A 14,533-nucleotide genomic window follows, 5' to 3' on the forward strand; every position below is an offset into this window, starting at 1 on the left:
TATGACAGCAAAAGAAATTGCATGATTACGAAATTTCTCATCTATTTAATAAGTAAATAGTTTTCTTAGTTAGAAAAACTGGAGGCAAAACTGAAGCTATTCAAGTTGAATCTAGTTTTGAAATTGAATAATTTCAAGCAAATAAATCATAAAAAACTTATTTTACCTTCCATTTTCGTGAAGAATTTTTTCTATTTGAGCTGCATCGTACAAAAATATATCTCCTAATTTAGTAAATGGAAGTATTCCGGTCTGTCTGTATTTTATGATAGTATTGTTAGACAATCCAAATATTTTTTTTAAATCTTCATTTCTGTAATACACTGGTCGCACACCTTTGCCCTGCCCGCTGATTTTTGAATCAATTGTTTCCAGCCTTTCAAGTACAGGCTCTATTAACTGTTTTACTCTCATAACAAAAGAGAGCTTTCTTTCTTTATTTGTCATCACTAAAAATTTAAATTTGACACTAAACTATTTTTAACCGGTTTTACCAGCTCTCAAGCCTTTTTTTTCTCTCCTGAATTCTTGTAATCAGCTCGTCTAAAAATGTAATCTGCTTCTCTTTATAGATGTAGCCCTTACATTCTGAAAACTGTCTGCTAATCGACTTAATTTTCGACTGGATGCCAGCATCGCCAGAATATGTAAAATTATTTTCGAGAAAAAACTGGAACTTGCTTCTATTACTTTTTTTGTCTGTAGCATCAAAAAACAACAAACCTTCATCCATCAAAACATAAAACAGCTGGGCAAAGTCAATTTTGTTATAACAGGATTTACATTTTTCATTTGAAGAAATGGATTGCATTTTGTTTTCCCGGTCACTTACACTAATTAGATTTTCTACTAATCGAAGCCTTTCATCAAATTTTACTATAACATTTAAGTACTTTATTAGCTTACCACTTTTCATTGTCTCTAAAATTTAGTCACCATCCTGTAAATGAAAATATACACTGCTGCGTTTATTTTACTCCTTGTTATATATAAAATATTCACCTATACAGCTTGCGTATACATTTATAAGACAAATATAAAAATGCTTTTTGAAGTCATTCTGACTATAGTCATTGTTTGCTTTCTTCGTCTTTCAATGGCATAACGTTTATACAAATTTGTTCTCAGCTTATACCTGAAGACAGATTATCTATTGAAATAAAAAATGAACAGAGAAGAGAGATCATAGATTAATCAATTACTGAATCATAGGAAATTTAGCAACCTATTTTTGAGTACAGATTGTTCTTTGATGACAGAAAACTCAAATTTACACCTACAATCTTCTGCGTTTAACCTTTCGTTTCATCCTATTGTCAAATACATGTTCTTCGTAATCCTCTGTGTGCGACTGCGGCAATAAACCGCCCAATACGTTAAAACTGTTTTGTTCATAAGCATGAGGCATCTTTTCATTTATTAAAAAGTCAGCTGTGTCAGGCGATTGGCCTGTCTCTGGTTTTATAATAACATCTTTTTTGGAAACACTGCTTTTATGTGCCGAATTTTCTGTTTTCTTATTATTCCACCAGTCGTTAAATGTATTGGCCGAGAGGTTTTTAGCCAGCTCTGATCCGTTCCATACACTGCGGGATTTGTGGTCGATAAAAGTGATGCCGTAAATTCGTCCTGCAGCATTTCGTCGTACAACAATACTGATCCCTTCCTGCATCAGCTTTTTCCTAAATTCGGATTCGTTTGATGTATTCCGCATTACTGATTCGATCCTTTCCTTGACTGATCCCTTAGTAGGACTATCTTTTAGTTTTATCCTGTTCTGGCCGCATTGGGATTGTAGTTGCAGATAACCTGCACTTTTGCCAAATAGGGAAGCCTTAAAGGGACTGCTTCCTTTTTCTCCCTTTTCATTTAATGCAAAATATACCAGTCCTAGTTTTGGAATTCCATTATATTCGCCTTTGACTTCCTGGGCAGTAATATTAAAAAGTGAAAGCACGGCATTGTATGCCCCAAAAGTTTGGAACTGGTAATATTTAGGCAGATGACGCAGTATCGAAGCCATCTGGCTTTTTATATCGCCAGCCTTATAGTCAACTGGTTTGAATGTTTGGTTGTGTGCCTCTTGCTTTTTATCTAAAGCTGATATAAGACCGTATTCTTTTTCCAACATCCTGCAGACTTCCATGGAATGCCTTTTTTCAAATTTATCGGATATTTTCCTGCCGTCTGCATCCACGCACACCGATACGATATGGATATGAGTACGGTCTATATCGGTATGTTTAAATACCACAAAAGGCTGATTTCCGTAGCCCATCTGCCTCATATAGTCCTGTGCCATATTCTCAAAATTAGTATCACTTACATTATCTTTCGGATCAGGATTTAAAGAGATATGAAGTATCGGCTTTTCTGTTTTTCTGTTGGCCAGTAAGTGTAATTCAAAAGAACGGGAGAGCTGTTCTACGTTATAACTCCCGTCAGGGGCTTGGATTATATTTTGGGTAAACAAAACCTGTCCAGTTTCTTTTTCAACTTTTTGATAATTATAGGCTAATGCTCCATACAGATTGCTTCCTCTTCCTATTTTTGCTATCACTTTTTCAGGTATTTTTCTTCAAATTCCGCTGTAAGCTGGATCATCTTTTGGCATAAAACACCTAATTCTATTGTTTCTTTTACCAATTTGTAGAGATATACCGGAGCTTTCTTTTCGGAAAAATTGCGGTGCATAATCTTCACAACCTGATTGTAATTAACCCCAATAGAGCGAAACTGACCGAATAAGGCAGTTAGAAGTATGTAATAATCCATTGCTGCTTTATCGATCTTAACTATCTTGATTCCTTTTTGAAAAATACACGCTGTAATGAAATGCGCCATTACATTCATGCCTGATGTTTCAAAAAGAGTCAGAAACCTTGCATTTTCCTCAGCTGTAAGACTGATCGAATAGCGATGGACGGCCGGATCTGCTTTAGGATGCCTGCCTCCTTTGCGTGGATTGTCTGTGTTTTTGTTTTCCATAAGCATTGGCTCTTATAATTACTTAAAAAAAACAATATATATTATTATCAGCAGCGCTGCTTAGATTTGGAAATCTCTGGAAGCATTTGGCCTTAAATGTCTCAAAACAAATAACTGATAGTTTTTTTTTACATGTACCTTTATATTTTAACCAAAGGAACGGTAAAAAAGAAAAACAAGGTAGGACGTTCTGGATCAGCCCGGCCAAAAGACTACGGCATAATGTTTTGCTCGTTCCTCACAAAACACCCTTCGGGACTTATTCCGTTTCCTTATGGTCTGTCTGCATCCCGTCCTTTTAAATTGCTTTCTTTTTCTTTTTTCCTTTTCTGTTTCTTTTGGAAAAATATCTTTTTTCTTATTGGTAATGCCGGACTGCCTGAGCATCTGCTTACCTGTGTGCAGGCTTGCAAGCGTGACTGCATGACTGCATGACAGCGTGCAGGCAGGAATGAACCCCCGCATACATGCATACATGCACACTGGAATACATGATTGCATGATTACATGGATACCTGCACACTTGAATACTTGAATACTTGAATGAAGGAATACCTGAGGACTTGTCTGCCTTCATAGGCGGATAATCACATATAAGTTAATTACAGCCATATCTCAGCCGGCTTTATTTAAAATCTTACTTGTACTGGTGAAGTATTGCAGATCTGTATTGCTTTTACAACTTAAATAAATTACTTACAGCCATAATAATAAAAAGGGCATGAAGACCTTTCAACTAAAACTATTGCAACAATATTTTCGAGAGAAAATAGCAAGTTGTGTTTTGAGATGCTTAAAATGAATTCAGCATCTCAAAACAACTTGCCCTGCGGGGTTGGAAAACACCTCCGAAGTCGGGGTTTATCAGTTATCAACATAGTTTTCATCTTCCGGATTTCTTTTTTTATAAGTTTAATATTCAAAATAGTTATAAAATCTGGACATACTTTCAGATTCTCAATATCTGATATTCAATAAAGCAATTTATGGACTTCTAATATATAAACAGACAATTTTTTTTCCGGCAGTTAGTCAGCAATCTGCCAGCCTTTTATTTAAGTTTTGATTTGAGAAAAGTGTAAAACTGATCGCTTTTGATAATTTTTTGGATTGTTTTTCATAATTAATTCATATCATTCTAGACCTATTAAAACTGATAAAACGAGGATCATTAAAGAGAAGATTTTATAGATTGTCGACTGTAATATGAATTTACTCCATTATTGACAAGTTGTATTCCAAAATCGACAACAGATTAATCAATTAATTTACAGAATTTTACATTGTAAATTTTTAATTACATCGCCATGAAATTTAGCCCGCATCATAAGTATATTTTTATAGAAGCAGTTTGTTTTCTATATGTTCTGTTATTTGTGTATGCGGCAATAAGTAAACTGCTCGACTTTGAAAATTTTCAGGTGCAATTAGGACAGTCGCCGCTTGTTGGTTCCTTTGCAGGAATTGTATCATGGGCTGTGCCAATTATAGAACTCCTGATTGCTGGATTACTGCTGTTTTCTTCCACACGTTTCTTGGCGCTGTGGGCTGCATTCAGCTTAATGACCGTTTTTACGGCATACATTTTCATTATTTTAAATTACAGTCCATTTGTTCCATGTTCCTGTGGAGGAATTTTAGAAAAAATGGGATGGCAGGAGCATTTCATTTTTAATTTGCTTTTCATGATCCTGGCCGCAGCAGGTATTCTGATACTGGCCGGTATGGTGCCAAAAGTGCATCCTATTTCAAAACCTGCTGCACTGGCCAGTGCCTTTACTGTGACGATGTTACTCAGCATCGGCATTGTTACTTTACTGTTTATAGCTTCAGAAGACATAATCCACCACCGCAATAATTTTGTACGCAGATTTCCCAAACACCCTACTGCTGACAAAAGAACAATCCTGCTTCCACATGCAGCATATTATATTGCCGGTTATGATAAAGGACAGATTTACTTAGGCAATCGGACTGAACCTCTGGCCGTTACTATTTTTGATACGAGTCTTGTTGAAAAAAAGAAAATTCGTATCGATCTGCCAAAGTATAATTTTTCTTATACCGTACCGCGTCTTGCTGTAAAGCCTCCCTATTTTTATTTTATCGACGGGAACGTTCCCTGCATTTTTATTGGAGATACTGTCTCTTGGAAAGCAGAACTTAAAATGAAGGGGAAGGCATATTTTTCTATTCTAAAACCGATTGACAATAACAAAGCAGTTATCAGGGCCGTAGATTCCAAAACAAAAAACAACACACTAGGGCTATTTGCTTTTAACAGCAATGCACAATTAAAGCTGAATGGAAGCCTGCTGCAGAAACAGGTTGACGGCGTATTCGACACTGACGGATCACTGCTTTACAATTCCCAGCTGGATAAGATAATTTACACGTACGCCTATCGAAATGAATTCCTGATAATTGATTCTAAACTTGGCAGCCATACTTCCGGACATACCATTGACACTATCTCCCAAGCACAGGTTTCGGTTGCCAGTATTAAGTCAAAAAACATTAAGACTCTGGCCAGACAGCCTAAACTTGTCAATAAACTCGCTGCATCTTTCGGCAGTTATCTTTTTGTCAATGCAGCTCTTATTGGAAAATACGAACCTGAAATTATGTGGAGACAGGCTTCGATAATAGACGTTTATAATCTAAAAGAAAACTCCTACGCTTTTAGTTTTTATGTATACAATATAGAAGGACGGACAATGGATGAATTTGTGGTTTTGAACGACAGAATTGTTTCACTCAATGGAAGACATCTCACAGTTGAAAAATTAAAAACCAATTATTACAAGCCTTTTTACTCATCAAGATAAGATCAGCATTTATGCTTTTAAAATACACTGTACAGTCCAGGGGAAGGTCGAAAACCTGAAAAAGAGTAGACCGTTAACATTAAATTTTAATATTATGAATACTAAAGTTTTAAGACCGGCGCTTTCAATATCAGCAATAGCATTTGCTGTATTTGCGGCCTTTGCATTTTCAGCTGTCCCTGAAGAAGGAAAGCTGATAGATGTCTATGGGCATAACCCTTTAGAGGATTGTGATGTTACTACAGTAGAATGTAGCACCATACAAAATCCTAATGTTTGTAGAGTTAGTTCTGGAGGACAGCAGTTGTTCAATATGAGCAGTCCGACCGAATGTAACGTCGAATTATACAGAAAAATCAATTAATCTAATTTTAAAAAAAGCAGGAGGTTCTTAATCTCCTGCTTTGCTAATTAATGATTTAAGGGATGCCGTTTGTAAGTGCCTTCTTTTGTTCTTTCAGATAATAGTCAAACCAGTTCTTGGTTTTTATAGTCAGGTCTTTTTGAAGTTCAGGTGTGGTAATTGTATGCGCCTCATTTTCATAAAGAATAAAAATATTTCTTTTTCCAAGTCTTCGAAGTGCCATATGAAATTCGGCAGACTGTGTCCAAAAAATAGTCGGGTCTTTTTTTCCGGCCCAGCTCAGAAGCGGTGTTCTGCAATTTGCCGCATTTGGAAACGGCGCGTCCCGTTCGTAAGCTTTCCAATTCTCAAAAGGTGAAAACGGCATGCGTCCCTGCTGCGATTCAAACCGCCATGCATTCGAACGCGGTATGCCTGCTGAATGCACAAAATAACTGCTTATTGTATTCATAAGTCCCGAACCGCAGACGGCTGCGGCAAAAGCATCGGTCTGGGTAATGATAAACGAAGTCTCATAACCTCCAAAGGAATGGCCGATAATTCCGACATGATTTTCCTCGACAATTCCCATCTGTTTTACAATGTCCACTGCGCTGAGCACGCAGTTAAGGGCTGACCTTCCGGGCTCTCCCAATTTATAATGTATATCCGGAAACAGCACCAGATAGCCATCCAGAAAATAGCTGGACGGTGTAAATCCCATCGGTCCATATTCTGTCGGTATATGATAATTATTAATTTCCTGTGACTGTCTTTCATACACATGAACAACCATCGGATATTTCTTTCCCTTTATATACCCTGCAGGTTTGTATAGAATTCCATCAAGCTTATTCTCGTTTTGATCATCGTAAGTGATCATCTCAGCTGTCCCCCATTTAAATCTAGAAGCATGAGGATTGGATTGGAAGAGCAGTTTATTTTTCAGTTTTCCTGAAACAGCCATTAATTTTGGGGCATTGGAAGCTGACTGCTGGATGTAGATGTACTCTTCTGCATTTTTTGCTTTTTGCATCCTGCTGTTTCCCGAACTTCCAAACACCAATTTTTCTAAACTGCCGTTGTTATTCCATTTATAATAACCGCTGGATCCATCTCTGCCACGAGCCTGCAAAACCAAACCCGCATAAAGATCAAATTTTCTGATCAGAAATTCATCCTGGCTAGGCTTTTTGACAACGGGATATAGATCCAGACAAATTCTGTAGGTAATTTTATGCTTTCTTCCATCGGTAATCCTTCTGGCTTGTCTTGACCTGATATCAATCATCCAGATGTCGTACTGGTCATACACTATGAAATATTTCTCATCAGATGACCATCCTGGACTGCCGTATGCCGCAGGCGGGCCCGCATCATTTTGAATACTGTCAATCATAGAAACTGGGAGATTTTCCGTTAAATCAAGATGCTGCATTTTAGCAATATCATAAGCATGCCAGTTTCCATCACGGAAATAATGTATAAAATTTCCTTTGGGAGATCCCCCCATCATCCCTACAGCTGTTGACTGTTTCTCTAAAATCAGATGCTCTGTACCTGTTTCGATATCTTTCACATACATATCAGCCGGAGCGTAATACTCGTACTGTGGTTCATATTTCAATAAATTGTAACACAACGCATTCTTTCGATCAGCAGTAAGGATTGTTTTCGGATTCTCGATTGTTCCGATTTTTAAAATTTTACCGCTTGCAGGAGTCCATACAGCCGTTTTTGGCAGTCGATTTGGATCTCCAAACATTTTATTCTGGTTATATTCCAGCACTGTTGCAGAATCCCAAATTTCATAAGCTGCAGCTCTTGGCTCCTGCTCAGGGCTGATATAATTGAAAAATACACTTTTCCCGTCTTCTGAAAACCTCAGCGCAGAACTTCCCCCGTATGGAGTTATATTTTCCGCAGCCAATACTTCTGTTGTCCTGCTGTCAAGAACAGCATTTGTACCTGATGCTGCATCATGATAGAATATCCTGCAATTTTTGGCTGTTCCCTCTGGCTCCTTAATTTCTTGAAGAAAGGAAAGAAATTCACCGCTCTTGCTCCAGAAAAGTTTTTTAAATCCTGCATCTTCATTCTGTGCAATAATCTTTTGGGTAAATCCCTGTTTTGGCTTTAAAAGATACACCTCATAACCAGTACTTACAGCTATAGTGCCGGATTTGCTGATATTGAATTCTGCAACATCATTGAAAATATATTTTTTACAGTTGGACAGCGCAATTATAATCAAATAATCTGATGAAGCATTTTTACATAATACAGCCAGGAAATTTTCTTCACTATTGAATTCGTGACGAATCGCATCCTTGAAATACTGTTTATTACCAGTTGCAAGGTCATTCAAAGCTAATCCTTTTTCCGGATCGGAAAATGTGAGCCACCTCCCGTCACTGCTGAAATACGCATCAGAACATTTAGGAAATGACAGCCGCTTGGCAGATTTTATATTCTGTACAAACAATGTATCCATGCCGTAATCATAATGCAGATTATAAGAAAACCACCTGCCGTCCGGAGATATTGTCTCTGACTGCAATGAGCTCCACTTTGCATAGTCTGCAGTCTTTATAACTCGCTTTTGTGCATACAATTTTACCGCCATAAATAACAGCGGTAACCAATATGCGATTTTGAAGAAAAACGCCCGCATTTTAGTAGCCTGGATTTTGCGGGAGAAGATTCTGATTTAACAGCAGTTCTGACTGCGGAAGAGGCAGCATTATCTGAGTATCTTCCCATCCCGTTTTTATTGACCCCAGTACAGTGGCTGCTTTTCCAGTACGTTTCAGATCGAACCAGCGGTGTCCCTGTTCTGTAAAAAGTTCAAAGCGCCGTTCCTCTGCGATTGCTTCCAATAATTCTGTTTCTGTATCTGCAGCAGTATCTTTAAGACCCGCACGGCGTCGAATTTTGTTTAGATCTGTCTTCGCCTCAGATATATTGGATAGATGAGCATTGGCTTCTGCCCGGATAAGGTATTGTTCGGCTAATCGGAACAAAATAGTATATTCCTGTGACGAGGCGGTGCCTAAAGGCTGTTTGTATTTATATGATGAATACCAAGAACCATTGGCATTTGATACGGTGCGGACCCACTGAATGCGGCGCAGATCCCCAGATTCAAAACCGACTGTAAATGACGCAGACAATGACGGTTTGGAAGGCGGACCGCTTGAAAAGATAAAGGTACGTGCATCTTTAGTGTTAAGCCCGGCTGTTCCGGGATGAAGTGCCCAGATTGTCGCAGTGGACTGGCGAAGAAATTCCTTTGAAAGATCATCAACCCATATGTACTTTGGATTATTAATTACAGCTGCCGCCTTGGCCGCTGCATTTACCCAGTCTTCACGATAAAGGTATATTCTTGCTAGAAAAGCGGAGGCAGCTGCTTTGTTAACTCTGACTCTTTCTTGGGAAGGATATTCAACAGTTAATAATTTTTCAGCTTCAATTACGTCATCTATAATATTGAGCCACACTTGTTCCTGGGGTGTTTTTGATACTGCTTTATTGGCATTGTAATCAGTAGTTTTAATGTAGGGAACATCACCAAAAAGGTTGACCAGATAAAAATGAAGATACCCGCGGATAAACAATGCTTCCCCTGATAATCTCGCCTTCTCATTCTCTTTTAATGACTTTGAATTCTGCAGTCCTTCCAGCATTAGATTCACAGCATAGATTTCACTGTAAGTGCTGTTCCATAATCCTGTTATTAAACTGTTTGAAGGCGTAATTGTATGGTTGTTGAACTGCATAATTTCGACACTTGAGCCTGTATACTGCATTTCATCAGAGTAGTTTGACAAAAGACTCGACAGTCCATTCAGCGTGCCCGCAACCATTCCTTCCTCACGAAGACGGGCATAAATGTCAGCCATAGCCGCATCAGCGGTTTTAACATTTTCAAATACAGCAGGGGTCGTCAGCTGTGATTGCGGCGTATCTACTTCGGTAAAGCCTTCGCAGGCTGTAAAACTGATAAATACAGCTCCAATGATTATTCTTATGGTATTAAATCTTGTTTTCATGTGATAGTAATTAAATTAAAAGCCAAGCTGAATGCCCATCGTAAACTGTCGCAATGGTGGAAGTGCCGAAGAAGACTGGTTTTCAGGATCAGCTCCACGAAAATCAGTGATGGTTAATAAATTTTGCCCCTGAAGGTATACCTTTCCTGTAAAGGTTTTTGACCATACTGATGGTATTGCATAAACAAGAGTCAGACTCTTGAGTCTCACAAAAGATGCATCACTGTATGCGGCATTGCTGTCAATCAGATTGTAATGGCCTTCTAGCAATGTGCCATTCTGACCAGTAGTGTACTGCTGCGAAATTGCATTTGTGCCATCCTGCGGGAAATGGTTTTCCATAGCTGCCGGCTGATTTACAAATGAACCGGGTAAGGCTGACGTGTATAGATAGTTCCTCCCGGTCTGCTTTACAAACTGGAATAAAAAATCTAGAGACCAATTTTTATATGCCAGCTGATTATTTAGGCCCCCATAGTATTTTGGAGAAGTATCGACGATTGTCTGGCGATCGTCTTGATAGGTTATCTGCCCATCGCCATTAAAATCCTGAAAAGTATAGGCACCAGTTTGAGGATCTATACCGGTGTAATTAAAAACTTTCTTTATAAAAAGTGATTCACCAACCACCAGCTGGTTAGCATAAGTAGAGCTGTCAAGCCCTGGAAAAGAGACCAGTTCATTTTTTGATACAGTAAGATTTACTGCAGTTGTCCATGAGAAATTCCTGCCCTTCAAATTGTTGGTACGAAGTTCCAGTTCCACACCCGTATTTTCCACAGTTGCATCAAAATTTGACTGGATAGAAGAAAATCCTGTCGTTCCAGGAAGCGGCACCCCGACCAATTGATTGGAGGAGCGGTTGCGGAACCAAGCAGCAGAAAGGAAAATATTATCCTTTAAGAATCCGAGTTCCAATGCGAGCTCAAGTTTTTTGTTCGTCTCCCATCCAAAATCAGGATTGTAAAGACGCGACGGTAAAAGTCCTACCACTCCGTCATACAGATAAGGAGAAACCTTATAGGTATCCAGATACTGGTAATCTCCAATCTGGTCATTGCCTGTAATTCCATAACTCCCGCGGAGCTTCCCAAAACTAATTATAGAATTGTGCTCTTTGAAAATATCTTCATTAGAAAACAGCCACGCTGCGCCAACAGCTCCAAAGTTAGCGAAACGATTATCGGGGCCGAAACGGCTTGAGCCATCACGGCGACCCGTAAGGTTCACGATGTACTTTTTATGCCAGTTAACGTTGATCCTCCCAAATAGTGCACTATAATTGTACTGCGTTACCTCATGATTCAGCACAGTTACCGTATTGGCTGCTGCTAAACTATTAATCAACGCATCACTTGCAAATCCAAATGCAGATTGTGCCAGTTTTGTCGTTTTTTGGCTCTGGAATGTTGTACCCACTAAGAAATTGAGGTTTATGTCGCCCAGCTCTTTTTGATAGCTTATCTGTGGTTCAAAAATATAGGATCGTCCAGTACCGGAAGATACAAAAAGTGTTGATTCATGTTCGCTTGTATCATATGGGTTGTAGATACTTAGAGGGCTGGTTACGTTTTGGGACAGTCTGGTGTCGTTATATCCTACGCTGGCTTTAACCTCAAGATCTGGAAGCAGCTTATAAGACAATAATGCATTTGCAATAAGGTTCTGGCTTGTGGTAAGATATGTACCGTTAAGAAATGACAATGGATTGATGAATGTGCCGTTTTCCCAGTTGAGACTGCCATCACTGTTGTAGAGCTCCGGTGCGTTTGGAGCCAGCGTATAGGCTCGCGATGTTAGATCCCTGCCCGGCAGTGTATTTTTATCGCCGGAATAAGTGGCTGAAAAATTAAGGCTAAAGCGTTTATCATCGGATTGGTGTGAAATGCTGCTGTTTACTGAGCCCTTTCCATAATGAAAATCGCCAGGAAATACCGTTGTTTCTTTGTGATAAGTACCGCTTAATAGGAATTGTGTATTTTTATTACCGCCTGAAATGGATGCCTGAACACTTTGAATGTAAGAGGTGCCTCCGATTAATTCCTTCTGCCAGTCTGTATTGCGATTTGGATCCCAAGTGCCATTAATATCGTAAGCGCCTTCAGGATATTCAATGATGCCATCATTAGCAAAAGCTTCTGCACGCATCGACAGATACTGGTTGGTCTGCATTAAATCCATTTTTCTTGCCACTTTCCCGACAGTAGTAAATGCATTTAAATTAAAACGTGTTTCTCCTGACCTGCCTTTTTTTGTCGTGATCAGTACCACACCATTTGCCCCGCGAGAACCGTAAATTGCTGTCGCATCTGCATCTTTCAATACCTCGATGCTTTCTATGTCGGATACATTTAAATTGTTCAGTGGATCTGTAACGCCAGAGATAGCGGCTGCCGAAACAGTCGGATCTCCTAATGACTGCGAAGAATAAGGAACTCCGTTTACAATATACAAGGGATCATTGCCGTCTCCGCGAATACTATTAAGACCGCGGATTTGAATATTAAAGCCACCGCCCGGCACTCCCGTATTTTGAGTGATGTTAACTCCTGCCATACGTCCCTGCATTGCCGCTAATGGATTGTTGACAGGCTGTTTTTCAATATCCGCCGCTTTAATTTTCGCAATACTGCCGGTACGTTCTTTTTCTTTAACGGAATAATAGCCTGTATTTACGCGAACTTCCTGAAGAGTGGTAGAATCATACTGGAGCGAAATGTCTACTTTTTTCCTTCCCGCAAGAGGAACTAAAGCCGTTTTAAATCCTATGAATGAAACAACTAAAGTATCATAAGGAGAAGCAGAAATAGAAAACTGTCCACTGTAATCCGATATCACAGTATTATTGGATTTGTTTTTTACTACTATTGTAACACCCGGCAACGGAGAACTTCCGTCAGTTACAGTCCCCTCTATTTGATGCTGTTGTAAAATGTTATAGAAATGCCGTTTTGAATTTGCGGCAAAAGAGGATAAAAAAGATAAATTAAGCCAGATAAAAATTAGGCAATAAAAAGCTTTCCTATCCTTGTAAAATGAAAAATTATTCATAATATTGGATTGGTTAGTTAAACGTTGGTTTGATTGACTATGGTCCTCTATACTAGTTTGGTCGCTGTCATAGAGGGCCATTTTTTATTTTATTGCAGCTCTAATTGAGCTGTCAATTTAGTTTTGAAGTTTATTATTTCATGGGCATAAGCAGTTTTATGATTTTAATGGATTAAAATAATAAGGGTATGATTTTTCAACCTGTAAAATGTTGTTAGGCATAGAATCGATAATGTAATAACCCGGCTCTTCATTTGACTAATTCAACGGCAATAAAAGTAACGGGCCGGGTATTACAAATAATAAATTAACAACTACACCACACTCAAGCTATTTATAGGTTAAACAAAAAGCCGCGATTCTTAATATTTGAAGAGATTACTTTGAGAAGTTGAGGTAAGGCTAAAAAAAGAGGCGCGGAACTCAGCTTATCGTATCAAAGGCACTGGCGGCACCCTACCACAAATAAGTGAGCCCACGCCATAAAGCGTGAGCATCTTACTTATCGTCTCGTGGTATGTAAAACGCCAGTTTTTTGATACGAGATTCAAAGCGAATGCTTCAAATATTTTATATGAAGAAACGCAAATTTAATAAATGATATCTAATTTTTTGGATAAATATCAAATCTTAATCAAAGATATAAAATATTAATTGTAATCCAAGTGGATTACAGAATATTATGAAAAATTTTCAAAATTGCGGTATGGCAGAATTAACTCAAGAAGATACTATATTAAAAATAAAAATTGCAGAAAGAATCCAGTCTTTAAGGCTAAAAACGGGTCTTTCGCAAACTGATTTTGCTGAAAAACACAATATAGATAGACAGCTTATAAATAGATGGGAAAGTTTAAAGAATAAAAGAGGTGTGACTATATATACTATTCAAAAATTTTGTAAAATGATAAATGTAACATTGCAAGATTTTTTTGATGATGAAACTTTTAATTAAGGAAAAAAAGATGCTTAGGCATCTTTTTTTATGCTCAAATAAATTTAAAACAGGGCACCGCTGAGAAATTAGTTGGAGTTCTTGAAAGCTATGGCAATGATACTATTCTAAGAAAACCGATGATGGAAAACTTTATGGAATTACTTTTATGGATCATAAAACCAAATGTGTTTTTAACGGGAGTAGTCTGGTAAAGCAGTACAGTGCAAAAGGAATTTTGGAACGTTGCAAGCTAAATGTGAATCAGCATGAGAAACATTATCCGAAATCGAAAATATTTTTTGCAGAGATATTCATAATGCGGAAGTAAATT

10 protein-coding genes are annotated in these 14,533 nt (G+C 38.3%); 3 read left to right on the top strand and 7 right to left on the bottom strand.

The features are described from left to right. Window positions 1-162: 162 nt before the first annotated feature. From L1276_RS12590 to mobA, 4 genes are all read right to left on the bottom strand, one after another. Window positions 163-447, bottom strand: coding sequence for a helix-turn-helix domain-containing protein (locus L1276_RS12590; protein ID WP_253788281.1), 285 nt, complete (start codon window positions 445-447; stop codon window positions 163-165). 43 nt (window positions 448-490) lie between these two features. Beyond that, a complete protein-coding gene (locus L1276_RS12595; protein WP_253788283.1) occupies window positions 491-916 on the bottom strand; it encodes a hypothetical protein in 426 nt (141 codons plus the stop codon). A 360-nt stretch (window positions 917-1,276) separates the two neighbouring features. Then, a complete protein-coding gene (gene mobB / locus L1276_RS12600; RefSeq protein ID WP_253788285.1) occupies window positions 1,277-2,560 on the bottom strand; it encodes a conjugal transfer protein MobB in 1,284 nt (427 codons plus the stop codon). Continuing rightward, window positions 2,557-2,988 (bottom strand): conjugal transfer protein MobA, encoded by a 432-nt coding sequence (mobA, locus tag L1276_RS12605; protein WP_253788287.1) that lies wholly within the window; start codon window positions 2,986-2,988, stop codon window positions 2,557-2,559. The genes mobB and mobA overlap by 4 nt, the downstream gene beginning before the upstream one ends. A gap of 1,307 nt (window positions 2,989-4,295) precedes the next feature. Here mobA and L1276_RS12610 point away from each other — a divergent pair. Further along, window positions 4,296-5,816: a MauE/DoxX family redox-associated membrane protein gene (locus tag L1276_RS12610; protein ID WP_253788289.1), complete on the top strand. Its 1,521-nt coding sequence runs from the start codon at window positions 4,296-4,298 to the stop codon at window positions 5,814-5,816. Between the two features lie 94 nt (window positions 5,817-5,910). Further along, window positions 5,911-6,180, top strand: coding sequence for a hypothetical protein (locus tag L1276_RS12615; RefSeq protein WP_229352855.1), 270 nt, complete (start codon window positions 5,911-5,913; stop codon window positions 6,178-6,180). Between the two features lie 55 nt (window positions 6,181-6,235). On the opposite strand, the gene L1276_RS12620 is transcribed toward L1276_RS12615, so the two are convergent. The 3 genes from L1276_RS12620 to L1276_RS12630 form a co-directional block, all read right to left on the bottom strand. After that, on the bottom strand, window positions 6,236-8,719 hold the full coding sequence (locus L1276_RS12620) for a prolyl oligopeptidase family serine peptidase (protein ID WP_253788291.1): 2,484 nt from the start codon (window positions 8,717-8,719) through the stop codon (window positions 6,236-6,238). Window positions 8,720-8,834: 115 nt separating this feature from the next. Continuing rightward, on the bottom strand, window positions 8,835-10,214 hold the full coding sequence (locus L1276_RS12625; RefSeq protein WP_253788293.1) for a RagB/SusD family nutrient uptake outer membrane protein: 1,380 nt from the start codon (window positions 10,212-10,214) through the stop codon (window positions 8,835-8,837). A 15-nt stretch (window positions 10,215-10,229) separates the two neighbouring features. Continuing rightward, a complete protein-coding gene (locus L1276_RS12630; RefSeq protein WP_253788295.1) occupies window positions 10,230-13,265 on the bottom strand; it encodes a SusC/RagA family TonB-linked outer membrane protein in 3,036 nt (1,011 codons plus the stop codon). Between the two features lie 706 nt (window positions 13,266-13,971). On the opposite strand from L1276_RS12630, the gene L1276_RS12635 reads away from it, so the two are divergent. Next, on the top strand, window positions 13,972-14,220 hold the full coding sequence (locus tag L1276_RS12635; protein ID WP_253788297.1) for a helix-turn-helix transcriptional regulator: 249 nt from the start codon (window positions 13,972-13,974) through the stop codon (window positions 14,218-14,220). The last annotated feature ends 313 nt before the right edge of the window (window positions 14,221-14,533 follow it).

Source organism: Flavobacterium sp. HSC-32F16, from assembly GCF_024171645.1.
Lineage (GTDB): Bacteria > Bacteroidota > Bacteroidia > Flavobacteriales > Flavobacteriaceae > Flavobacterium.